This is a genomic window from Bacteroides sp. 90-K9/2 (genome assembly GCF_047310725.1).
Taxonomy (GTDB): domain Bacteria; phylum Bacteroidota; class Bacteroidia; order Bacteroidales; family Bacteroidaceae; genus Bacteroides; species Bacteroides vicugnae.
In genome coordinates this window covers 522987-546865 of sequence record NZ_JBCGVL010000001.1, presented here as the reverse complement: position 1 = coordinate 546865, position 23879 = coordinate 522987, and the positions used below count along the sequence as shown (strand labels likewise).

General features: G+C 41.5%; 21 protein-coding genes and 1 tRNA gene. 14 read left to right on the top strand and 8 right to left on the bottom strand.

Features of this window, described 5'->3' with window-relative positions; translation table 11 throughout:
• Nucleotides 1–37 precede the first annotated feature (37 nt).
• The 12 genes from cysN (at nucleotide 38) to AAHJ11_RS02080 (ending at nucleotide 12894) form a co-directional block, all read left to right on the top strand.
• Entirely contained in the window at nucleotides 38–1498 is a 1461-nt protein-coding gene (gene cysN, locus AAHJ11_RS02135; RefSeq protein ID WP_099147257.1) for a sulfate adenylyltransferase subunit CysN, read from the top strand.
• 82 nt (nucleotides 1499–1580) lie between these two features.
• Nucleotides 1581–2687: a sulfotransferase gene (locus AAHJ11_RS02130; RefSeq protein WP_320974638.1), complete on the top strand. Its 1107-nt coding sequence runs from the start codon at nucleotides 1581–1583 to the stop codon at nucleotides 2685–2687.
• 25 nt (nucleotides 2688–2712) lie between these two features.
• Nucleotides 2713–3681, top strand: coding sequence for a PCMD domain-containing protein (locus AAHJ11_RS02125; RefSeq protein ID WP_148366342.1), 969 nt, complete (start codon nucleotides 2713–2715; stop codon nucleotides 3679–3681).
• Nucleotides 3682–3998: 317 nt separating this feature from the next.
• Nucleotides 3999–5138 (top strand): OmpA family protein, encoded by a 1140-nt coding sequence (locus AAHJ11_RS02120; RefSeq protein WP_167511826.1) that lies wholly within the window; start codon nucleotides 3999–4001, stop codon nucleotides 5136–5138.
• 74 nt (nucleotides 5139–5212) lie between these two features.
• Nucleotides 5213–5629: a Holliday junction resolvase RuvX gene (gene ruvX / locus AAHJ11_RS02115; RefSeq protein ID WP_004307247.1), complete on the top strand. Its 417-nt coding sequence runs from the start codon at nucleotides 5213–5215 to the stop codon at nucleotides 5627–5629.
• A 45-nt stretch (nucleotides 5630–5674) separates the two neighbouring features.
• Nucleotides 5675–6229: a peptide deformylase gene (gene def / locus AAHJ11_RS02110; RefSeq protein WP_074559540.1), complete on the top strand. Its 555-nt coding sequence runs from the start codon at nucleotides 5675–5677 to the stop codon at nucleotides 6227–6229.
• 76 nt (nucleotides 6230–6305) lie between these two features.
• Nucleotides 6306–8336, top strand: coding sequence for a tetratricopeptide repeat protein (locus AAHJ11_RS02105; protein WP_148366344.1), 2031 nt, complete (start codon nucleotides 6306–6308; stop codon nucleotides 8334–8336).
• 82 nt (nucleotides 8337–8418) lie between these two features.
• Nucleotides 8419–10359 carry a threonine--tRNA ligase gene (thrS, locus tag AAHJ11_RS02100; RefSeq protein WP_195650686.1) on the top strand — a complete coding sequence of 647 codons (1941 nt, stop codon included), beginning with the start codon at nucleotides 8419–8421 and terminating at the stop codon, nucleotides 10357–10359.
• A 72-nt stretch (nucleotides 10360–10431) separates the two neighbouring features.
• Nucleotides 10432–11043 (top strand): translation initiation factor IF-3, encoded by a 612-nt coding sequence (infC, locus tag AAHJ11_RS02095; protein WP_004307244.1) that lies wholly within the window; start codon nucleotides 10432–10434, stop codon nucleotides 11041–11043.
• 69 nt (nucleotides 11044–11112) lie between these two features.
• Nucleotides 11113–11310: a 50S ribosomal protein L35 gene (gene rpmI, locus AAHJ11_RS02090; RefSeq protein WP_004297539.1), complete on the top strand. Its 198-nt coding sequence runs from the start codon at nucleotides 11113–11115 to the stop codon at nucleotides 11308–11310.
• A 98-nt stretch (nucleotides 11311–11408) separates the two neighbouring features.
• A complete protein-coding gene (gene rplT, locus AAHJ11_RS02085) occupies nucleotides 11409–11759 on the top strand; it encodes a 50S ribosomal protein L20 (RefSeq protein WP_004297540.1) in 351 nt (116 codons plus the stop codon).
• Between the two features lie 358 nt (nucleotides 11760–12117).
• The gene (locus AAHJ11_RS02080; protein WP_413579001.1) at nucleotides 12118–12894 is read left to right on the top strand and encodes an EFR1 family ferrodoxin; all 777 of its coding nucleotides are present in this window, start codon (nucleotides 12118–12120) and stop codon (nucleotides 12892–12894) included.
• On the opposite strand, the gene xpt is transcribed toward AAHJ11_RS02080, so the two are convergent.
• The 7 genes from xpt to AAHJ11_RS02045 all read right to left on the bottom strand — a co-directional run bounded on the left by xpt (nucleotide 12881) and on the right by AAHJ11_RS02045 (nucleotide 20063).
• Nucleotides 12881–13453 (bottom strand): xanthine phosphoribosyltransferase, encoded by a 573-nt coding sequence (gene xpt / locus AAHJ11_RS02075; RefSeq protein WP_008999223.1) that lies wholly within the window; start codon nucleotides 13451–13453, stop codon nucleotides 12881–12883. The two genes, AAHJ11_RS02080 and xpt, sit on opposite strands and share 14 nt — an antisense overlap.
• 89 nt (nucleotides 13454–13542) lie before the next feature.
• Nucleotides 13543–14850 (bottom strand): phenylacetate--CoA ligase, encoded by a 1308-nt coding sequence (locus AAHJ11_RS02070; protein WP_148366349.1) that lies wholly within the window; start codon nucleotides 14848–14850, stop codon nucleotides 13543–13545.
• Nucleotides 14851–14864: 14 nt separating this feature from the next.
• Nucleotides 14865–15446 carry an indolepyruvate oxidoreductase subunit beta gene (locus tag AAHJ11_RS02065; protein ID WP_148366351.1) on the bottom strand — a complete coding sequence of 194 codons (582 nt, stop codon included), beginning with the start codon at nucleotides 15444–15446 and terminating at the stop codon, nucleotides 14865–14867.
• 3 nt (nucleotides 15447–15449) lie between these two features.
• Nucleotides 15450–17042: a thiamine pyrophosphate-dependent enzyme gene (locus tag AAHJ11_RS02060; protein WP_148366353.1), complete on the bottom strand. Its 1593-nt coding sequence runs from the start codon at nucleotides 17040–17042 to the stop codon at nucleotides 15450–15452.
• 83 nt (nucleotides 17043–17125) lie between these two features.
• Nucleotides 17126–18163 (bottom strand): endolytic transglycosylase MltG, encoded by a 1038-nt coding sequence (mltG, locus tag AAHJ11_RS02055; protein WP_074637065.1) that lies wholly within the window; start codon nucleotides 18161–18163, stop codon nucleotides 17126–17128.
• Between the two features lie 412 nt (nucleotides 18164–18575).
• A complete protein-coding gene (locus AAHJ11_RS02050; protein ID WP_217722780.1) occupies nucleotides 18576–19454 on the bottom strand; it encodes a DNA/RNA non-specific endonuclease in 879 nt (292 codons plus the stop codon).
• Nucleotides 19455–19481: 27 nt separating this feature from the next.
• Nucleotides 19482–20063 carry an epoxyqueuosine reductase QueH gene (locus AAHJ11_RS02045; protein ID WP_217722778.1) on the bottom strand — a complete coding sequence of 194 codons (582 nt, stop codon included), beginning with the start codon at nucleotides 20061–20063 and terminating at the stop codon, nucleotides 19482–19484.
• A 104-nt stretch (nucleotides 20064–20167) separates the two neighbouring features.
• On the opposite strand from AAHJ11_RS02045, the gene AAHJ11_RS02040 reads away from it, so the two are divergent.
• Together AAHJ11_RS02040 and AAHJ11_RS02035 are read left to right on the top strand one after the other, a co-directional pair.
• Nucleotides 20168–22210 (top strand): toxin-antitoxin system YwqK family antitoxin, encoded by a 2043-nt coding sequence (locus AAHJ11_RS02040; RefSeq protein ID WP_320979855.1) that lies wholly within the window; start codon nucleotides 20168–20170, stop codon nucleotides 22208–22210.
• Between the two features lie 108 nt (nucleotides 22211–22318).
• A tRNA-Thr gene (locus AAHJ11_RS02035) sits at nucleotides 22319–22391 on the top strand.
• A gap of 217 nt (nucleotides 22392–22608) precedes the next feature.
• Here the strand turns inward: AAHJ11_RS02035 and AAHJ11_RS02030 are convergent.
• Nucleotides 22609–23817: an ROK family transcriptional regulator gene (locus AAHJ11_RS02030; RefSeq protein WP_074559553.1), complete on the bottom strand. Its 1209-nt coding sequence runs from the start codon at nucleotides 23815–23817 to the stop codon at nucleotides 22609–22611.
• Nucleotides 23818–23879 lie beyond the last annotated feature (62 nt).

Here is a 23879-nt window from a genome sequence, read left to right as displayed (position 1 = left end):
CTCAATTTTCAATTCTCAATTTTTAATTTAAGAAGTAATGGCAGATAATAAATTAGATATAAAAGCTTTTCTGGACAAGGATGAACAGAAAGACTTGTTGAGACTGTTGACTGCGGGTTCGGTAGATGATGGAAAATCAACGTTGATCGGACGCTTGTTGTTTGATAGTAAGAAACTGTACGAGGATCAGTTGGATGCGTTGGAGCGTGATAGCAAACGGGTGGGAAATGCAGGTGAGCATATTGACTATGCGTTATTGCTCGATGGATTGAAGGCTGAACGTGAACAGGGGATTACGATTGATGTTGCTTATCGCTATTTCTCAACGAATGGCCGTAAGTTTATCATCGCGGATACTCCGGGACACGAGCAATATACCCGCAATATGATTACCGGAGGATCTACGGCTAACTTGGCTATTATTCTGGTGGATGCCCGTACCGGAGTGATAACCCAGACTCGTCGCCACACTTTCCTGGTATCTTTGCTGGGAATCAAGCATGTGGTATTGGCTGTCAATAAGATGGACCTGGTGGATTTCTCGGAAGAGCGTTTTAACGAGATTGTGGCTGACTATAAGAAGTTTGTTGCTCCATTAGGTATTCCTGACGTCAACTGCATTCCACTTTCTGCATTGGATGGGGATAATGTGGTGGATAAATCTGAACGTACTCCATGGTACAAGGGGATTTCTTTGCTCGATTTCCTTGAAACGGTTCAGATTGATAATGACCATAATTTTACGGATTTCCGTTTCCCGGTTCAGTATGTGCTTCGTCCGAATCTGGATTTCAGAGGATTCTGTGGTAAAATTGCATCCGGTATCGTTCGCAAGGGGGATACGGTGATGGCACTTCCTTCCGGAAAAACGTCTAAGGTGAAGAGTATCGTGACTTATGACGGGGAATTGGATTACGCTTTCCCACCGCAGTCTGTGACTTTGACTTTGGAGGATGAGATCGACGTGTCGCGCGGCGAAATGTTGGTGCATCCTGATAATCTGCCGACGGTGGATCGTAACTTTGATGCTATGATGGTCTGGATGGATGAAGAACCGATGGATGTAAATAAGTCGTTCTTTATCAAACAGACTACCAATTTGAGCCGTACGCGAATTGATACGATAAAATATAAGGTGGACGTGAATACCATGGAGCATCTGTCTCTGGAGAATGGTCAGCTGACTAAAGAAACGCTGCCTTTGCAGTTGAATCAGATTGCCCGTGTGGTGCTGACTACGGCTAAGGAATTGTTTTTTGATCCTTATAAGAAGAATAAATCTTGTGGCTCATTTATCCTGATTGACCCGATCACTAATAATACTTCGGCAGTAGGTATGATTATCGACCGTGTGGAAATGAAAGATATGAGTGACACGGAGGGTATTCCGGTATTGGATATGGTAAAACTGGGAATTGCTCCGGAACATTACGAAGCGGTAGAAAAAGCTGTGAAGGAACTGGAACGCCAGGGTCTTGCAGTGCGACTAATAAAATAGATTGTTCAACAATAAATTGAAAACTGAAAATGACAGTATCCTGTCGTCTTTAATTTTTGATTTTTAATTTCTAATTAATAAAGTGGGATTACTCGAATTTAATAAACTTCCGATTAATACATTGGTAGGTGCCGACTGGAAGACATTCAAGGCTATCACCGCCGGTCGTGAAATTGACGCAGCCTACAAAGGTAAATACCGATTGACGAAGGCTGTGTGCCGATTGCTTTCTCCATTGGCGTCATTACAAGACAGGCGTTATGAGAAGTTGCTGGCTGGTCAGCCATTGGAGCATGATCCGGTGTTCATTTTGGGACACTGGCGGAGTGGAACTACATTTGTACATAATGTGTTCTCTTGTGACAAGCATTTTGGGTATAACACTACTTATCAGACTGTATTTCCTCATCTGATGATGTGGGGACAGCCTTTCTTCAAAAAGAATATGAGTTGGCTGATGCCGGATAAGCGTCCGACGGATAATATGGAGCTGGCAGTGGATCTTCCCCAGGAGGAGGAGTTTGCTTTGTCGAACATGATGCCTTATACATATTATAATTTCTGGTTTTTGCCGAAATATCAACAGGAATATGCTGATAAATATCTTTTATTTGATGATATAACGGATGCTGAATTGAGAGTGTTTGAAGAGGTGTTTACGAAGTTGATTAAGATCTCTTTGTGGAATACCCATGGTACTCAATTCCTTAGCAAGAATCCTCCGCATACCGGCAGGGTGAAGGAACTGGTGAAAATGTTCCCGAATGCTAAGTTTATCTACCTGATGCGTAATCCGTATACTGTATTCGAATCTACACGCAGTTTCTTTACAAATACGATTCAGCCGCTGAAATTGCAGGATGTCAGCAATGAACAATTAGAGGAAAATATCCTTTCTATTTATGCCAAGCTTTATCATAAGTATGAATCGGATAAGAAATTTATTCCGGAAGGTAACTTGATGGAAGTGAAGTTTGAAGATTTCGAAGCGGATGCGATGGGAATGACGGAGAATATTTATCAGTCTCTTTCTATCCCCGGATTTGCCGAAGCACGTAGTGATATAGAAAAATATGTGGGCGGAAAGAAGGGATATAAGAAGAATAAGTATAAATATGACGACCGTACGATTCGTTTGGTAGAAGAGAACTGGGATTTTGCTTTGAAACAATGGGATTATAATTTATAAGAAGAAAAAGAAAGGAAAAGTATTGATGATTCAGAAAAACGTTCATCGCCTGTTGATGACAGGTTTCGTTGCATTTATTTCTTCCTTGTCTTTGATGGCGCAACATAAAGTTGAAATGCTTCCTTTTGGGGACATGGATCAATGGGTGGACCGTCAGATAAAGGAGTCGAGCATTATTGGTGGAAATACAAAGAATGTATATGCGATAGGGCCGACGACGGTGATTAAGGGAGATCAGGTTTATAAGAATATGGGCGGATCGCCTTGGGGCACTTCAAATGTAATGGCGAAGGTTGCCGGTATAACGAAAACTAATACTTCGGTATTCCCGGAGAAACGGGGGGATGGATATTGTGCACGTTTGGATACGCGCATGGAAAGTGTGAAAGTGATGGGATTGGTTAATATCACAGTACTGGCGGCCGGTTCTATTTTCACTGGTTCGGTGCATGAGCCGATTAAGGGTACTAAAAATCCGCAGAAAATGTTGCAGACCGGCATTCCGTTTACAAAGAAACCGGTTGCCCTTCAGTTTGATTACAAAGTGAAGATGTCTGACCGGGAGAATCGTATTCGTGCTACCGGTTTCAGCAAGATTACGGATGTTCCCGGAAAAGATTATCCGGCAGCTATCCTGTTTTTGCAAAAACGCTGGGAGGATGCCAATGGTAATGTGTATGCGAAACGGATAGGGACAATGGTGACTTATTACTATCATTCTACGGATTGGAAAAATAATGCAACCTATGAGATTATGTATGGTGACATAACGAACCGTCCGGAATATAAGTCTCATATGATGCGTCTGCAAGTGACCGAAAACTATACGGTGAACAGCAAAGGTGAAAGTGTGCCTATTCATGAGGTGGCCTGGGGAGATGAAAATGATGTTCCGACTCATATGTGTCTTCAGTTCACGTCCAGTCATGGAGGAGCCTATATTGGTTCTCCGGGAAATACGCTATGGATTGACAATGTGAAACTGGTATATTAATAAGGTATATAGTTGAAGAATGGAAATAGTCAGTGATATAATTTATCATTGACTATTTTTTTTTGTTTTAATTCTTCTATTATAAATGCCTTCAGATGCCTCCTGGTGTTATATGACACTTTTATCGTTCTATAAAAAACTATGGATGAATGAAAATTTACGTGTTTTTTTGTTTGTGTTATATTAAATATCTATATTTGCACTAAATTTAGAAAGAAGGATGATGTTTATTGTCTCTTAGTCAGGTGTAGAGCATTTGGGTTGTGCTTCTATCCTGTAAGACAATTGAAATATATTATTTACTAAAATAAATTGAGATGAAAAAGGGTTTATTGTTTATTTTATTGGCAGCAGTCTCTGTATGTCTGCCTGCACAAGAAAAAGAAAATGCAGCAAAGAGTTATAGAGTGGAAACGAATCGCTTTGGTGCTAACTGGTTTATTAGTGGTGGCGTTGGCGCACAAATGTATTTTGGCGACAATGATGGTAAAGCTGACTTCGGAAAACGTCTTGCTCCGGCACTTGACATTGCTGTAGGTAAGTGGTTTACTCCGGGTATCGGATTACGTGTTGCTTATAACGGTCTTCAGGCTAAAGGTGCTACTCCTGATGCTAATGGTCCGCTTGTAGACGGAGGACAGTATTCTAATGGCTACTACAAAGAAAAATGGAATGTGATGAACTTCCATGGAGATGTAATGCTGAATCTTTCCAATATGATTTGTGGTTATAGAGAAGATCGTCTGTATTCATTCATTCCTTATGTAGGAGCTGGATTTGTTCATTCAGGAAAAGGTTCGGGTTATGACGAATTGGGTATCAATGCCGGTTTGATCAACCGTTTCCGCCTGTCTTCTGCTTTGGATCTCAACGTTGAATTGCGCGGACTTTTGATGAAAGGCGCATTCGGCAATTCAGGTCCTGAAGGATTGGCCGGTCTGACTGTAGGTGTTACTTACAAGTTTAAGAAACGTGGTTGGGATGCTGTTCCTACTGTACCAATGGTTCCGGAAAGCCAGTTGAACGACATGAGAGACAGAGTGAACGCCCTGAAGGGTGAAAACGAATCTTTGAAACGTGACTTGGTTGAAGCTCGTAACAAGAAACCGGAAGTGATCGTTAAGAAAGAAGCTGGATTCGTTCCACGTCTGGTTGTTGTATTCAATATCGGAAAGAGCAACATCAGCAAGAGAGAATACATGAATATCGAAGCTATGGCTAAGGGTATCAAAGCAACTGATAAAGTATTTACTGTAACAGGATATGCTGATAAGGGTACTGGTTCTGCTGAATACAACATGAAGTTGAGTAAGAAGAGAGCTGAAGCTGTTCGTGACCTGATGGTTAATGAATTTGGTGTTCCTGCTTCTCAATTGAAGGTTGATTACAAGGGTGGCGTAGGCAACATGTTCTATGATGATGCTAAGTTGAGCCGTGTAGCTATTGTTGAAGAATAATATACATTTGAAATAATAGAATAAAAGAGACGTTTCCTTTCATGGGAAGCGTCTTTTTTGTATTTTTGTACCCCATGAGCAGAATAGTAGCAATAGATTATGGAAGAAAGCGTACCGGAATAGCTGTGAGCGATACAATGCAGTTGATCGCAAACGGATTGACAACGGTGCCCACGCATGAACTTCTGAACTTTATCGGTGAATATATAGCTAAAGAACCGGTGGAGCGGATTATTATTGGATTGCCCAAGCAAATGAATAATGAGGTTTCGGAGAATATGAAGAATATAGAGCCTTTTGTTCGTTCGCTGAAAAAACGCTATCCGGACCTTCCGGTCGAATATGTGGACGAACGCTTCACTTCTGTTCTTGCACACCGTACCATGCTGGAGGCCGGCTTGAAGAAAAAGGACCGGCAAAATAAAGCATTGGTGGACGAGATAAGTGCTACTATTATTTTGCAAACATATTTGGAGAGTAAACGTTTTTAGTATAGAACATAAGAATAACTTAATTTTTTAGTAGAGTATAAAAATATGATTTTACCTATTTATGTATATGGTCAACCTGTATTGAGAAAGGTTGCAGAGGACATAACACCGGATTATCCGAATCTGAAAGAGTTGATTGAGAACATGTTCGAAACAATGGTACATGCGGACGGCGTAGGATTGGCTGCTCCACAGATCGGTTTGCCTATTCGCGTGGTCACGATTACATTGGATCCGCTTTCGGAGGAATATCCTGAATTTAAAGACTTCAATAAGGCTTATATCAATCCCCACATATTGGAAGTTGGGGGGGAAGAAGTGAATATGGAAGAGGGATGCTTAAGCCTTCCCGGTATTCATGAAACAGTGAAAAGAGGTAATAAAATTCGCGTGAAATATATGGACGAGAATTTTGTGGAGCATGAGGAAGAGGTGGAAGGTTATCTGGCTCGGGTGATGCAACATGAGTTCGATCATTTGGATGGTAAGATGTTCATCGACCATATCTCACCGCTTCGTAAGCAGATGATTAAAGGAAAGCTGAATACGATGTTGAAGGGAAAAGCGCGCAGTTCATATAAGATGAAACAGGTGAAATAAAGATAAAAAACGTTTATATCCCTGTTAAGTAAGCGAAAAGCATTATTTTTGCTTCGTTTACAAGCATAAAATATCAATGGTAAAAAGAATCTTAACAGTTTTATTACTGTTCCCAACGCTGGTGTGTGCTCAAATAAATACGGATCGGGTGATGACTATTGCCCGAAATGCTCTTTATTTTGAGGACTATGTGCTTTCTATTCAGTACTTTAACCAGGTCATTAACGCTAAGCCTTATCTGTATGAACCTTATTTCTTCAGGGCATTGGCCAAACTGAATCTGGAGGATTTTCAGGGTGCTGAAGCGGACTGTGATGCAGCTATCCAACGCAATCCGTTTGTGGTGGGTGCTTATCAGATTCGTGGTTTGGCAAGGATTCGTCAGAGTAAATTTGATGGGGCGATTGAGGATTATAAGAAAGCATTGCATTATGATCCGGAGAATATTACCTTATGGCATAACCTGACATTATCTCATATCCAGAAGAAGGATTATAATTCTGCGAAAGAGGATTTGGAAAGCTTGTTGAAGGTGTCTCCACGCTATACCCGTGCTTATTTGATGAGGGGGGAAGTGTCTTTGCAACAGAAAGATACAATTGCTGCCTTGAATGACTTCAATAAGGCGCTTGAACTGGATAAATATGATCCGGATGCTTGGGCTGCAAGAGCGATTGTTAAATTACAGCAGGCTAAGTATGCGGAAGCAGAAGCGGATTTCAACCGTGCTATTCCGTTGAGTGCTAAGAATGCAGGAAATTATATAAACCGTGCATTGGCACGCTTTCATCAGAATAATTTAAGAGGGGCCATGAGCGATTATGATCTGGCATTGGATATTGACCCGAATAACTTTATCGGTCATTATAACCGCGGATTGTTACGTGCACAGGTAGGAGATGATAACCGGGCTATCGAAGACTTCGACTTTGTCATCAAGATGGAACCGGATAATATGATGGCTGTCTTTAACCGTGGTTTGCTTCGTGCGCAAACGGGTGATTATCGCGGAGCTATACAAGATTACACCACCGTTATCAATCAGTATCCGAACTTCCTGGCCGGATATTATCAGCGTTCGGAAGCTCGCAGAAAGATTGGAGATAAGAAGGGTGCGGAGCAGGACGAGTTTAAGGTCATGAAGGCGCAGATCGACAAGCAGAATGGTGTGACGAATAAAGATGTAGCGCAGAACAAGGATAAGGAAAATGAGGAGGAAGGCGGAGAGAAGACCCGTAAGAAATCCGATAAGAATATGAATAACTATCGTAAGATAGTGATTGCGGATGATTCTGAAGCCGAACAACGCTATACAAGTGATTATCGTGGTCGTGTGCAGGATAAGAACGTAAATATAACGCTGGAACCGATGTTCGCTTTGACTTATTATGAGAAGATGAGTGACGTGAAGCGTTCGGTGAACTTCCACAAATATATTGAAGACATGAACCGTACAGGTATACTTCCGAAACGTCTTCGTATCACAAATATGGAAGCTCCGTTGACGGAAGAACAGGTGAAAGTTCATTTTGCCTTGATTGATACGCATACATCGGCGATTGTGGAAGATGATAAGAATGCTTCGAAACGTTTTGCCCGTGCGATTGATTTTTATCTGGTGCAGGATTTCTCGAGTGCGGTTTCCGATTTGACCCAGACGATCTTGCTGGATGGTGATTTCTTCCCGGCATATTTTATGCGTGCACTGATCCGTTGTAAACAGTTGGAATATCAGAAGGCTGAACAAGCTGTCGAAACAGATGTTGTTCCGGGTGATAATAAGCGTAAAGAGATTACTGCGGTAGATTATGAAGTGGTCAGAAAAGACTTGGATAAGGTGATTAATCTGGCTCCGGACTTTGTATACGCATATTATAATCGTGCTAATGTTTCTGCCATGTTGAAAGATTACCGTGCCGCAATTATCGACTACGATAAGGCGATTGAGCTGAATCCTGATTTTGCGGATGCTTATTTCAACCGTGGACTGACTCATATTTTCTTAGGAAATAATAAGCTGGGTATTTCAGATTTGAGTAAAGCCGGTGAGTTGGGGATTGTTTCCGCTTATAATGTTATCAAACGTTTTACGGATCAATCGGAATAACATTTTTTTGATAAAAAACAGAAAACTCAAAAGATTTAGTTACTTTTGCGTTCAAATTATGAAAATATAACATCATCATATTATGATAAAGATAACATTTCCCGATGGCTCCGTTCGTGAGTATAACGAAGGAGTGAACGGTTTACAGATTGCTGAAAGTATCAGCTCGCGTCTGGCACAGGAAGTGCTGGCATGTGGCGTGAACGGCGAGACTTATGATTTAGGACGTCCTATTAATGAAGATGCTAATTTTGTTCTTTATAAATGGGATGATGAAGAAGGTAAGCATGCATTCTGGCATACAAGTGCACACTTGTTGGCGGAAGCTTTGCAGGAACTTTATCCGGGTATCCAGTTTGGTATCGGACCGGCTATTGAAAACGGATTCTACTATGATGTGGATCCGGGTGAGGCGGTAATAAAAGAAAGCGACCTTCCTGCCATTGAAGCTAAAATGTTGGAACTGGCTGCAAAGAAAGAAGACGTAGTCAGAAAAAGCATCGCAAAAACGGATGCTTTGAAAATGTTTGGTGATCGTGGCGAAACATATAAATGTGAATTGATTTCCGAACTGGAAGACGGACACATTACGACTTATACACAGGGTGCGTTTACTGACCTTTGCCGTGGTCCTCACTTGATGACGACTGCTCCGATCAAGGCTATTAAATTAACTTCTGTGGCTGGTGCTTACTGGCGTGGTCATGAAGACCGTAAGATGTTGACCCGTATTTATGGTATCACGTTCCCGAAGAAGAAAATGCTGGATGAGTATCTGGTGTTGTTGGAAGAAGCGAAGAAGCGTGACCATCGTAAGATCGGTAAGGAGATGCAGTTGTTTATGTTCTCCGAAACTGTAGGGAAGGGGCTTCCTATGTGGTTGCCGAAAGGTACTGCATTGCGTTTGCGTCTGCAGGAGTTCTTGCGTCGTATCCAGACGCGTTACGATTATCAGGAGGTGATTACTCCGCCAATCGGTAATAAGTTGCTGTATGTGACTTCAGGCCACTATGCAAAATATGGCAAGGATGCCTTCCAACCTATCCATACTCCGGAAGAGGGGGAAGAGTATTTCTTGAAACCAATGAACTGTCCTCACCACTGTGAGATTTACAAGAACTTCCCACGTTCTTATAAAGACCTTCCGTTGCGTATAGCTGAATTTGGTACGGTTTGTCGTTATGAACAAAGTGGAGAGTTACATGGTTTAACTCGTGTTCGTAGTTTTACGCAGGATGATGCGCATATCTTCTGTCGTCCGGAACAGGTGAAAGATGAGTTCCTTCGTGTGATGGATATTATATCTATTGTGTTCCGTTCTATGGATTTCCAGAATTTTGAAGCACAGATATCTTTGCGTGATAAGGTGAACCGTGAAAAGTATATTGGTAGCGATGATAACTGGGAAAAAGCGGAACAGGCTATTATCGAGGCTTGTGCGGAGAAGGGCTTGCCTGCTAAGATTGAGTATGGAGAAGCTGCTTTTTATGGTCCTAAGCTCGACTTTATGGTGAAAGACGCTATTGGTCGTCGTTGGCAGCTGGGTACAATTCAGGTTGACTACAACTTGCCGGAACGCTTTGAACTTGAGTATATGGGCTCTGATAATCAGAAGCACCGTCCGGTGATGATTCACCGCGCTCCGTTCGGATCAATGGAACGTTTTGTTGCCGTATTGATTGAGCACACTGCCGGTAGATTCCCATTGTGGCTGACACCGGAACAGGTAGTTATTCTGCCGATCAGTGAGAAGTTCAATGAATATGCAGAGCAGGTGAAGATGTATCTGAAAATACACGAAATCCGTGCGATTGTAGATGATCGTAACGAGAAGATCGGTCGTAAGATTCGTGATAATGAAATGAAACGCATTCCTTATATGCTGATTGTCGGTGAAAAAGAAGCTGAAAATGGTGAAGTTTCTGTTCGTAGACAAGGCGAAGGTGACAAAGGAACCATGAAATTTGAAGAATTTGCTAAAATTTTGAACGAAGAAGTTCAGAATATGATAAATAAATGGTAACTTTGCAGCCGTTTCAGAATAAAATATTTAGTATAACAATAAAAAGATCAAACCAGGAAGTAAACGTTTTTAATGAAGAATGACACTCTAAAAGGGCAATACAGAATCAATGAACAGATTCGTGCCAAGGAAGTTCGCATAGTAAGCGATGATATTGAACCGAAAGTATATCCAATCTTTCAGGCTCTGAAAATGGCTGAAGAAAAAGAATTGGATTTAGTGGAAATTTCTCCTAATGCTCAACCCCCTGTTTGTCGTATTATTGATTATTCTAAATTTCTTTATCAATTAAAGAAACGTCAGAAGGAACAGAAAGCGAAGCAGGTGAAGGTTAATGTGAAGGAGATTCGTTTTGGTCCCCAGACAGATGACCATGATTACAACTTTAAGTTGAAGCATGCTAAAGGATTCTTGGAAGACGGTGATAAGGTGAAGGCTTATGTATTCTTTAAAGGTCGTTCTATCCTTTTTAAGGAACAAGGTGAAGTATTGTTGCTTCGTTTTGCGAATGATTTGGAAGACTATGCTAAAGTAGATCAGATGCCGATACTGGAAGGTAAGCGTATGACTATACAGCTTTCTCCGAAGAAGAAAGAAGCTCCTAAAAAGCCTGCAACGGCCGGAGCACCGAAACCTGCTGCTCCTGCACAAAAAGCAGAGAAGCCGGAAACGAGCGAAGAATAAGAAAAGGATGCGTAACGCGCAGGTATAGTGCGTTGCCATTATATATTTAATAATTTAAAAACAAGTAAGATGCCAAAGATGAAGACTAACTCCGGTTCTAAAAAAAGGTTTACCCTTACCGGAACAGGTAAAATCAAAAGAAAGCACGCTTTTCACAGTCACATTTTGACTAAGAAATCCAAGAAGAGAAAAAGAAATCTGTGCTACTCTACAACTGTTGATACAACAAATGTAAGCCAGGTTAAGGAACTCTTAGCAATGAAGTAATCAAAAGCGTAAAAGTATTATTAAAGTATTAACCGAATGCATTAGCTTGAAGTTCGCTGCGTGAAGTAGCGGCGCTAACATTCAAAAAAAGTAAAACTATGCCAAGATCAGTAAATCATGTTGCTTCAAAAGCAAGAAGAAAGAAAATTTTGAAATTGACCAGAGGTTACTTTGGTGCAAGAAAGAATGTATGGACCGTAGCTAAAAACACTTGGGAAAAGGGTTTGACTTACGCGTTCCGTGACCGTAGAAATAAGAAAAGAAACTTCCGCGCTCTTTGGATACAACGTATCAACGCTGCTGCACGTCTTGAAGGAATGTCTTATTCTAAATTGATGGGCGGTCTGCACAAAGCCGGTATTGAAATAAACCGTAAGGTTTTGGCTGATTTAGCTATGAATCACCCGGAAGCTTTCAAAGCTGTAGTTGCTAAGGCTAAAGCTGCTTAAGCATCAATAGTTTACGAGTTACAAAGTGTCAGTTACTAGGCTAGTAACTGACACTTTTCTTTTGTTAGGCGGATAAAAGGGAGTGAAAAAAATGTTAGTAGGTAAACAAATTCCTTTTTTTTCTTGTTAGTCTCATAGATTCTTATTACATTTGTGATACAAAAATATTAGCCGTATCGACTGGATCGGGAAACTCTTCAAATTAATCTGATGCACCGAGAAAGCTTCGTTCTTCAATGGCGGGCCACATCCTTCGGGACAGCTTTAAGCCGGTGGATTACAAAGAGGGCGAGCGCTCAAATCTTGTTCTATCAGAGTTTCATCACATCGTCGATGCGGCTTTTTTATATACTTTTCTATGATATTTTATTTCTCCGGTACAGGTAATTCTAAGTGGATTGCAAATCAGCTTTCCAAAGAGCAAAAAGAAGAGTTGGTTTTTATTCCCGATGCGCTAAAGAATGGAGCATTGGAGTTAAGTTTGCAGGCAGATGAAAAGATCGGCTTTGTATTTCCTATCTATTCGTGGGGACCTCCTGAAATAGTATTGAACTTTGTTCGACAGCTCTCTTTAAGGGGATATAAAGGACAATATTTGTTTTTTGTTTGTTCCTGTGGTGATGATACCGGGCTTACCCAGCAAGTACTGGCGAAGGCATTGAAGAATAAAGGTTGGGAATGTCACGCTGGTTTTTCGGTGACTATGCCTAATAATTATGTCTTGCTTCCCGGTTTTGACGTGGATAATAAAGAGTTGGAAGAGAAAAAACTAGCGGAGGCTGTTTCGACTGTCAGTAAAATAAATGCTTTGATAAGTAAGAGGGAAGAGATGTTTCTCTGTCATGAAGGGAGTATGCCTTTTATCAAGACGAGGATTATAAATCCGTTGTTTAATCGTTTTCAGATGTCTCCCAAGCATTTTTATGCTACCGATGCTTGTATTGGGTGCAAGCGTTGTGAGAAGATTTGTCCGGTGGAGAATGTTAAAGTTGTGGACGGAAGGCCTGTTTGGGGAATGGATTGCACCTCATGCCTGGCATGTTATCATGTTTGTCCGCAGCATGCGGTGCAATATGGAAAAAGGACGAAAGATAAGGGGCAGTATTTCAACCCCAATCAATCTACTCGTCTTTGATTTTAATACAGCAGTTGGATAAGTCTTCAATGATGGCCAGACTTTCTACTCTGACACCTTGTTCCTCGAGCATTTTACGGCCATTTTGGAAGGCTTTTTCAATAATGAAGCCCATTCCTACCAGATTTGCTCCGGATTGCTTGATGAGGTCAATAATGCCTAATGCGGCATTTCCATATGCGAGAAAGTCATCCACGAAAAGAACATTGTCGTTCGGGGTGAGAAAATCTGCACTGATAACGACTTCATAATCACGGTCTTTGGTGAATGAGTGCACGGTGGTGCTTAGTGCATTCTGGATGGTTTTAGGAGACTTTTTCTTTGCAAATACAACTGGTAAATCCATCAAGTAGCCTGTCATGATAGCAGGAGCGATGCCGCTGGCTTCGATCGTCATAATCTTATTTACGTTTGTGGCTGCAAAACGGCGGACAAACTCAACTCCGATTGATTTCATCAGGACAGGGTCCATTTGATGATTAATAAAACCGTCTACTTTCAGGATACCTCCTTCGTAGCACTTTCCGTCTTGCAGAATTCTTTTTTTAAGTAATTGCATGCTGTATGATATTAATTAAATAATGTGCTAATATTCCATTCCGCATGGTGAACAGCGGTTGGTATATTAGCACATGGAATTTTGAATCGTTATTTGTTGTCTCTTAAGTCTTTCACTCGGACGGCTTTTCCTTCGCTTTGTGGGAGAGAGCCTTTTTTTACCAGTTTAACTTTGGGAGTCACCAATATTTCATCCTTTAATTGGCGGGTTATATCCTTGCGGATCTTCTCCAGTTCAATATAATTGTCAGTGGAAAGGTCGCTTAATTCTACTTCGACGATCATCTCGTCTTGGTTGTTGACCGTTTCCAGTGTAATCAGGTAATTGCTGCCTAATTCGGGGAATTGTACGAGTATCTTTTCTACCTGCATCGGGAAGATATTTACTCCCTTGATAATGAACATATCATCACTGCGTCCCTTGATACGGTCGATACGGATATGCGTGCGGCCGCAGGGGCATTTCCCCGGAAGAATACGGGTTAAGTCGCGGGTGCGATAGCGGATTAACGGCATCATCTCACGGTCGAGAGTTGTAAGCACTAATTCTCCGATTTCTCCTTCCTGAACGGGTTCTCCTGTTTCCGGATCGATAATTTCTACCAGATAACAGTCTTCCCAGAAGTGCATTCCGTTTTGTTCCTGACATTCGAAAGCAACGCCGGGGCCGTTCATTTCTGTCATACCGAAGCTGTTGTATGCTTTTACGCCCAGCATCTTTTCTATTTTCCGGCGTTGTTCGTCGGTGTGAGGTTCGGCACCGATAACCAGCGTTTTCAGTGTGGTTCCTTTGGGATCAAGTCCTTCTTCCTGAAAGACTTCGGCAAGGCGGATGGCATAGCTGGGAATAGCATGTAAAGCGGTAGTCTTAAAGTCGTTGATGAATTTAATCTGTCGTTTACTGTTTCCTGCTGCAGCGGGAACTGTCAGGCAGCCCAGGCGTTCTGCACCGTATTGGAAACCCAGCCCTCCTGTAAACATACCGTATCCGGAGCTGTTTTGGAAGACGTCGGTCTTGCGTATTCCTACTGCGTATAGGCAACGGGCTACCAGGTTGGCCCAGGAGTCGAGATCGTGCTGTGAGTGAACAATAACTGTCGGGTTTCCGGTAGTACCACTGGAAGAGTGAATACGTACACCATCATTGCTCATATCACCTGCTACCAGCCCGAAAGGATAGTGGGCACGCATATCGGCTTTGGTAGTAAAGGGCAATTTGCGGATATCGTCTAATGATTGTATGCTATCTGCTGTGATGCCATGTTTGCTGAAAACTTCTTTGTAATATGGGGAGTTCGCAGCTATATTGATTGTTTTCTTGAGCCGTCGAAGTTGTAATTCCTGCAACTTCTCCCGGCTCATGGTTTCTAGTTCTTCTTCCCAGTATTGTGTACTCATGATAATGTCTGTTATTACATTAGCTTTTCTGCAATTTCCTTGCCGGCGGCCAATGCTTTAAGATTCATTTCTACAATTGCTTCTCCCTTGCGCTGGAAGATTTCCCGGATGCTGTCTTGCACTTTCTCGTAATTGATGCCGAGGAATGGAATCGTTGCTCCCAATAAGACAATGTTGGCAACACGGGCGGAGCCTACTTCTTTGGCTACTTTGTCTACGTTCAACACAATTTTGTGAGGCAGCTTATTGATTTCTGCCATTACTTTGTCTGTTTCCGGATAATTGGGGATATTGACAAACGGAGTTTCGTTAGTCACCAACCAACCGTTAGGGCTAAGATAGGGGAGGTAGCGCAATCCTTCCATGGGTTCCAATGAAATAATAAGGTCGCATTTACCTGATGGGATCAAGTCTGAAGCAATCGGCTGGTCGCTGATACGGAGGTTGGATTGAACATCTCCTCCGCGTTGGCTCATTCCGTGCACTTCTGCTTGTTTCATATATAATCCTTCTTTCAAGGCAGCTTTGCCGATCACTGTAGCAATAGACAGAATTCCCTGTCCACCGACTCCTGATAATATAATGTCTTTCTTCATGGCTTACTTACTTCTTTTTTTGCGTGCTAATGTCTGGATACACTCTCTGCGTGGAATAATGACAGATACACCACGATATTCGATCTCTTCGCGAATGATTTGCTTCATCTCCTCATAGTTTTTCTTCAGCGGAGTAACGACGCGGATATGAGCCGGATCTACTCCGATACCTGCACAGATCGCTTCGATACGTCCGGTTCCGGCAGAGTCCTGTCCACCTGTCATGGCGGTAGTTTCATTGTCGGAGATGACGATGGTTACACTGGCATTCTCGTTCACACAATCTAGTAGTCCGGTCATTCCGGAATGGGTGAATGTGGAGTCTCCGATGACAGCTACAGCTGGGAAAAGACCTCCGTCAGCCGCACCTTTTGCCATCGTGATGGAGGCGCCCATGTCTACGCATGAGTTGATTGCATTGAAAGGAGCATTCGCACCTAGCGTGTAACAGCCGATGTCGCTGAATACTTTATGAGATGGGTATTCTTCTTTCAGAACTTCGGTTAATGTGATATACATATCGCGATGTCCGCAACCTTCGCAAAGTGCAGGCGGACGCATTTCTACGACAGAAGGAATGCCGAATTCCGATTTATTCTCTTTGCCTACGGCGCGGGCTACAGAGTCCGGATTCAATTCTCCATCCTGTGACAGAGTGCCGTCCAAGCGTCCTTTTACTTTAACGCCGATGCCCAGATAACCTTTCAATTGTTTTTCTACAAATGGTTGTCCGTCTTCCAGAACGAGGATTTCGTCACAGGAGTCAATCAATTGATGTAATTGCTTTTTAGGCAATGGGTACTGGCCGATTTTAAGTACCGGATATTCGCAACCTTCAGGATAGTTTTCCATCAGATAATTGTAACCTATACCGCAAGCGATAATTCCTAACTTCTTGTTAGGACCATCTGTATATTTATTATAAGGTGATTCTTCCGAGGCTTTGATAAATTCGTCTTGGCGGGCAAGCAATACTTTGTAGCGTTTGCGGGCGTTTCCCGGCAACAAGATGAACTGACGGGGATCTTCGCTGAAAGAGATGCCATTCTGTGGTTTTTGTGCTTTGCGTTCTACTCCGGAGCGGGAGTGTGCAAGGCGGGTTACCATACGCATCAAGATCGGTTCGCCCAATTTTTCAGAGAATTCGAAGCCACTGTATACCATATCATACGCTTCCTGCTGATTGCTGGGTTCGTACATGGGGATCAGTGAGAAATCTCCGTAGAAACGGCTGTCTTGTTCGTTCTGCGAAGAGTGCATACTGGGGTCGTCTGCTGCTACCACCATCAATCCGCCTTTCACGCCTGTGACGGCAGAGTTGACAAAACAGTCGGCAGCTACATTCATACCTACGTGCTTCATACAAACTAATGCCCGTTTACCAACGAATGACATACCCAACGCAGCTTCCATCGCTGTTTTTTCATTGGCGCACCAACGGCTGTGTATATTCTGTTCGGTCGTTATTGGGGCCATTTGAATATATTCCGTAATTTCAGTTGAAGGAGTACCAGGATAGGCATAAACACCAGAAAGTCCGGCATCCAGTGCAGCTTGTGCAATGGCTTCATCGCCAAGTAAGAGTTGCTTGCTCATATATATTTCTTTTATTTAGTGTTGATCACAGTTTGTTAATCTATCGGGCAAAGATAGGCTTTTCCGTTCGTTTTATTACAAATTTACTTGAAAATCTTTCTTTCATTCAGGGCTTTCCAGTATTTTCTTGCATTTGCCATGTGGTCGGCATAATTGGATGCAAAGTTGTGAGTTCCGGAAAAATCCTCTTTGGCACACATGTAGATATAGTTATGTTTGGTATAGTTCAATACGCTGTCTATTCCCTTTTTAGAAGGGATACGGATGGGGCCTGGAGGCAGTCCGGTATTTATATAGGTGTTATAGGGGGAGTTGACTTTCAAATTCTCATTGGTGATTCGGCGCAGACCGAAATCCTGCAGTGCAAATTTGATGGTAGGATCTGCCTGCAGAGGCATATCTTGATGTAAACGGTTGATATACAATCCGGCTACCATTGGCTTTTCTTCATTGTTGTTGGTTTCCTCTTCGACGATGGAAGCAAGAGTGCTGACTTCTTCCGGTGTCATGCCGATGGCGGTGGCTTGTGCCAGACGTTCTTTGTTCCAGAAGCGTTCGTGCTCATTCTTCATTCGTTTAAAGAAGTCGTCTACGCTCATGTCCCAATATACCTGATAGGTTTCAGGTATGAAAAGGCTGGGGAGTGTTATGGTTGTGTATCCCATTTGAGCCTGGAAAGTAGAGTCGAATAACTGGCTGGCGATTTCGGCAGAGTCTATCATGAGTTGTTTTCCAATGCTTCGTGCTAATCGGTCTAATGTCCGGACACTTCCGATAGTAAGGTTGACCGCCTCCTGATAACCTCTGGAAAAGCGGCTATATACATGATAGACATTGTCATTGGGGCGAATGGCATAACGTCCGGTATGGATATTCTGATCGAAATCTTTGTATTTTGCCATCCACCGGAATCCGGCGAACTTATTGACGTGCCCGAATTCTTTTATTTTATGGTAGATAGAATCGGCTGTATCATCCCGGTCTACATAAATATATACAGTTTTAGATGGATGAAATTGAGGAGCAAACAGATAGTAATAAAAGGTGCCTCCGGCAATTGCACAAAGGAGGAATGCTCCGATTAGAATGGATAATAGAATGTTTCTCTTTTTTCTCTTCATCTTTTGAGGTATATTTAAAAAGTTCGCCAAAGATAAAAAGAATTTGGATAGGATTGTTCTCTTTACATGATGAATCACAGGGCGGCCGCATCAAAAGTTTGTTTTCTTTTGGTGCGGTTTATGAAGCTGTTTCTTCATCTTGCGTTTCACCCTTCTTGATTTATCCGGATCTTTATAGTATTTCCTTTTTTGTATAGTAACTCCATTAGTTCCATATATTGTGGGAATACTTTCCCACAATATAAAAGAATACTTTCCCATAATATGTGGGACTAATTGAATTACTTGATGATACCGTGTGAAACCGTTAGAATCGCTACGGCATCCCTTTATAATAAGGTGAAGGACTGTTGTAACAGAATACTATTGGCGTATGGAGATAAATTCGTTTCAGCTGAATGAGTTTTGCAAGTTAGTTCGGCCATAAGGAATAATTAGCGTCCGCTTCTATCCTGTTTTCTATTTCGTCGGGCAGGGGGGCAAAGAAATCCATATTAGTCAGGCTCTCGATGCTATCCACTGTGACTACATATGAAGATAGAGGTTCTACTGCCTGCTCGTTGTTGAATAAGAAGCCGATGGCCCGTATCGGTTTGACAAAAGGGGATAGGACTACTTTGAAAAACTGTTGAGGTACTACGACTTTATTTTTCCCAATCGTTTTAGGCTGTTTTTCAATAATAGGTCCACATATAATAATAATGGCACTATCTGCTATGGCCCAATTCCGGATTTTATCTTCCAGATTTTTCCACCCTCTTCTGTTTAACTGTGGATGTTGTGGACACATATTGCTGAAATAGAATGATTCCTTCATGGCTTCGGGGCTCCATTTCATATCTGCTGCAGGAGCCATGTGGCCTTTATCATATCCTGAACGGGTGTAGTCGGCATTCGTGGCAATCGGACCTGTCACTAATGGATCGGCAATGAAACGATTGCCTCTTTTTTCTTTTCCTCTGGTTTCTTCCCGGGTTAATTCGTAAGAGACCCAGTTGGGGATCTTTAAATCTTTGTTATATGATACGGTATATCCGCTATGCCGGATGATTTGTTCTTGCCGGGGAGCTAATGATATGGGTGTCTCCAGATCTTTGCCAAGTGGAATTTGAAGGGAAGCATCGGTTTGCAGTTCATTATTTTTCTGGATATTAATCTGTTGGCAATACAAATAGACGCCAAAAAGAATAGGAATGAGCACAATGATGGCGATGATACATCCTAACTTGTTATTGGAATGTGATTTCTTTTTGAATAGCTTTCTGTTTTTACCTTTTTTACTTCGATTCATTGGTTAGCTGCTGATGTCGGGTTCGTTTTATTCTTCTTTTCTCATGCTGAATTCGCAACCGCAATATTGTTGGTTGTAGAAGTTATACTCTTTAATGATGGCAATGCGTCGTTCACTAAGTCCGCCTTTCCGCCAATTCTGCTCCCAGTATGTGACATCCGGGTATGAAGCAGTGGCATATTGTCCGGCTTCATTAATCTGCTCCAGACTTTTCCAACGACTGGAAGCAAGCGTTGTGGTTATTACGAAAAGGCCATGTTCGTGTGCATAACGGGCGGTCTCCAATAAACGTAGTTTAAAGCAACGTAGGCAGCGTCCTCCTCTTTCGGGTTCCTGCTCCATTCCTGCTATATGACATCGCCAGTTTTCATGATCGTAATCAGCATCTATTATTTCCAATCCCAATGATTGGGCATAGCGCGTACATTCATCTTTTCTTATCATATACTCTTCCAGCGGATAGATATTAGGATTGCAATAATAGATAACAGGGGTAATGTGATGTTGCATCATACATTCAATAATGGCTGATGAACAAGGAGCGCAACAGGTATGAAGTAAGACCTTATCGGCTCCTCCCGGAACTTCGAGTTGGAATTTCTTTTTCATGCGGTAAAGTTAGTACATATTTACGATACGAGTCAATGGTTTATGTTTTATTCAGAATAGTTTTTTTTGTATATTTGTCCATTCAAGTTTATAACAACTCAATAATGGATGAATTAAATTGCGGGCAAGAAGAGCAATATGCAGGCCCGGAGAAGAAAAAAAGTACCTCGAAAATAGTGAAGAGAACTTTAGTTGTGGCTGCATTGGCTTTGGCGGTATATGTTGTATATTCCGTGGTTTATTTATTTGTCTCGCCTGATCGGAATATTCAGCAGATCTATCTGGTTCCGGAAGATGCGGCATTTATTATTCAGTCATCGGCTCCGATTGAAGATTGGGAGAAGTTTAGTGGAAGCGAGACGTGGCAATGCCTGAAGAAAGCGAAATCTTTTGAGGAGGTGACGCAAAGTGTGGAGAAGCTGGATTCCGTTGTCAAAAGCAATAAGGTATTATTGTCGCTTGTTGGTGAGCGGGATATGCTTATTTCGCTCCATAAGACTCGTCCCACTAATTGGGATTTTCTACTTATCCTGGATATGCAGAAGACATCAAAGATGGACTTATTGAAAGACCAGGTTGAAACCGTATTGGTTATGAGTGGTTTTACTGTGACTAACCGGATGCATAATGGCATTAATATCCTTGAAATGCGCGATCCCGAGACGAGGGATATTTTCTATATTGCTTTTGTCGATAATCATTTGGTCGGTTCTTATACATCCGGACTTGTCGAGTCGGCTATTGATTCTCGTAATAAACCTAAAATCGGGCTTGATCAGTCTTTTATTGAAACAGAGAAGTTGGTTTCCGGTAAGGGGCTTGTCAGGGTCTTTATCAATTATGCGCGTGTACCTCAATTTATGTCTATTTATTTAGGTACAAGAAATGAGTATATCGATCTGTTTAGCAATTCCATGAATTTTGCGGGACTTTATTTAAATACGAATAAGGAAAGGATGGAGGTGAAAGGATATACGTTGAAAAAAGATTCTGCCGATCCTTATGTCACTGCTTTGTTGAATTCGGGAAAACATAAAATGAAAGCGCATGAGATTCTGTCCGGGCGGACAGCTCTTTATACGAATATAGGTTTCAATAGTCCGGTAACTTTTGTAAAGGAATTGGAGAATGCACTGTCGGTTCACAATAAACAGTTGTATGATTCTTATCAAAGTTCCCGGAAAAAGATAGAAGGGTTATTCGGTATATCTTTGGAAGAAAACTTCTTGAGTTGGATGTCAGGAGAGTTTGCTATTACGCAATCCGAACCAGGTTTGTTAGGGCATGATCCCGAACTGATTCTGGCTATCAGGGCTAAAAGTATTAAAGATGCCCGTAAGAACATGGAATTCATTGAAAAGAAGATTAAGCGACGTACTCCGGTTAAGATTAAGACTGCTAATTATAAGGATTTCGAGATTAATTATATCGAGATGAAAGGCTTTTTCCGCTTGTTTTTTGGGAAGCTATTTGATAAATTTGAGAAGCCATACTATACTTATGTTGACGATTATGTAGTTTTTAGTAATAAAGCTGCTTCTTTACTTTCTTTTGTAGAAGATTACGAGCAGAAGAATTTATTGAAAAATAATCCGGGTTTTGAAAATGCACTGTCATATTTAAAATCAAGTTCTACTATTTTCTTATATACAGATGTGCGCAAGTTTTATTCCCAGTTGAAACCGATGATGAATCCTGCCACATGGAATGAAATACAATCAAACAAAGACGTTTTGTATTCATTCCCTTACTGGACTATGCAGATTATAGGAGAGGATCACTCGGCTTCTTTGCAGTATGTGATGGATTATAGCCCATATCAACCGGAAGAGGTTGCCGTTGCTATTGCTACTGATGAAGATGATAAGGAAATGAACGAAGATGCTGAAACCGAGAAAGAGCAGATGAGCGAACTGAAACGTTTCTATGTCGAAAAGTTTGAAGGGAATGTGTTGCGGGAGTTCTATCCGGAAGGCGCATTGAAGAGTGAAGCGGAAGTAAAAGAAGGGAAACGTCACGGCCGTTACCGTGAATATTATGAAGATGGTACCTTGAAACTTCGTGGAAAGTATGCAAATAATAAACCGAAAGGTACATGGAAATATTATACCGAGGACGGGAAATTTGAGCGCAAAGAAAAGTTTTAGATTACGTCAACAAAAGTTGATTTAAAAAATAAGCTCAAAAAATAATCGGATTCTTTTTGTTTTCTCAAATAAAGCTGTAATTTTGCACGCCGTAAACGAGAGACAAACGCCGCTATAGCTCAGTTGGTAGAGCAACGCATTCGTAACGCGTAGGTCGCCAGTTCAAGTCTGGCTAGCGGCTCTCAAATTAGAACGCTGATTATTAACTAATAATCAGCGTTCTAATTTTTATAAAATATCCAATTTCCTATGAAAGGAAAATTCAGTGTATGTAATAGATGTGAAATATAAAAATGTAATCTATGTTGAGTCGTATTATTGTTTTAGTAGTTGCCGGAGTGGCAGTAGTCTATATCGTTCGCTTTATAGATAACTTTTTCTCCCAGCGTAGAAGATAATCAGCTTTCAAACATTCTGCTGCGTGCTAGCATACAAGCGCCAACAATGCCAGCTTTATCTTTCAATTTGGATGTTATAATGGCTGAATCCTTATTCACCAGATTGAGTGAGTATTTGCGTACGGCTGTTTTTATGGGCTGGGTGATATAATCGCCGGTCAGAGATAAAGTTCCCCCTATAATTACCAGTTCCGGGTTGAAGATGTTGATTAGTCCGGCAATCTGTTTTCCCAGTTTCTGCCCGATTTCTTCTACGATTTCAATGCAAAGCAAGTCTTCTTTATTCACGGCAGCAATTATCTCATCAAGAGTGATCGGATTTTCTTCTGTGGCGACTCGAGTCGATAGTATGGAGCTTTCCCCGTTCTGAATACGTTCCAATAAAATACGGTGCAGTGCTGAACCGGAGGCTTCTGTCTCCAGGCATCCTTTTTTGCCGCAATGGCAGATTATTTCATTATCATAAGCGCTCATGTGTCCAAACTCACCGGAGAAACCGGATTTTCCAGTATAGATCTTCCCGTCAATAATAATTCCGATCCCTACTCCCCAGCTTACATTTACAAAAATGATATCTTTTTCTCCTTTTACACAGCCTTGCATATATTCTCCATAGGTCATGGCACGCGTATCATTGTCAACAGTCACTTTATATCCTAATTTTTCGGATAATACATCTGCTAATGGTCTCTCCTCAAAATTAAACTGGCTGAAGCTATATCCTGATTCAGGATTTACACGACCCGATACATTTACATTAATATTTAAGATCTTCTCTTTATTAATAGTGAGTTTCTTTATAAAATTGAGAATATGTTTGCATAACTCATTCATCCCTTCAATTGAGTTCTCAAATTTATAAGGTATATTCATTTTCAGTTCCACCATATCGCCTTTAAAATTTATCAGGCCGATATTGACAGCGAATCTTTTAATGTCTACACCTAAAAAGTAACCGGATTCGGGATTAAGTCCATAAAGGTTTGGATGGCGTCCGCCGCTAGTTTCCAATTTTCCATAATCATTAATATATCCGTCATCACACATTTCGCCAATAAATTTGGTGACAGTTGGTACACTTAAATCCAGCTCTTTTGAAAGATCGGGAATTGTAGAACTGCCATTATATATATAATGTGTAATAATTCTCTTTTTGACGAGAGCGCTTTTAGAGCCCTTTTCTATTTCTTTCAAGAATTGTTGGTTCATAACTATGCTTATTTGGTAATTCACACAAAGATAATTAATTTTTTTATTAATTTACGGTTTTA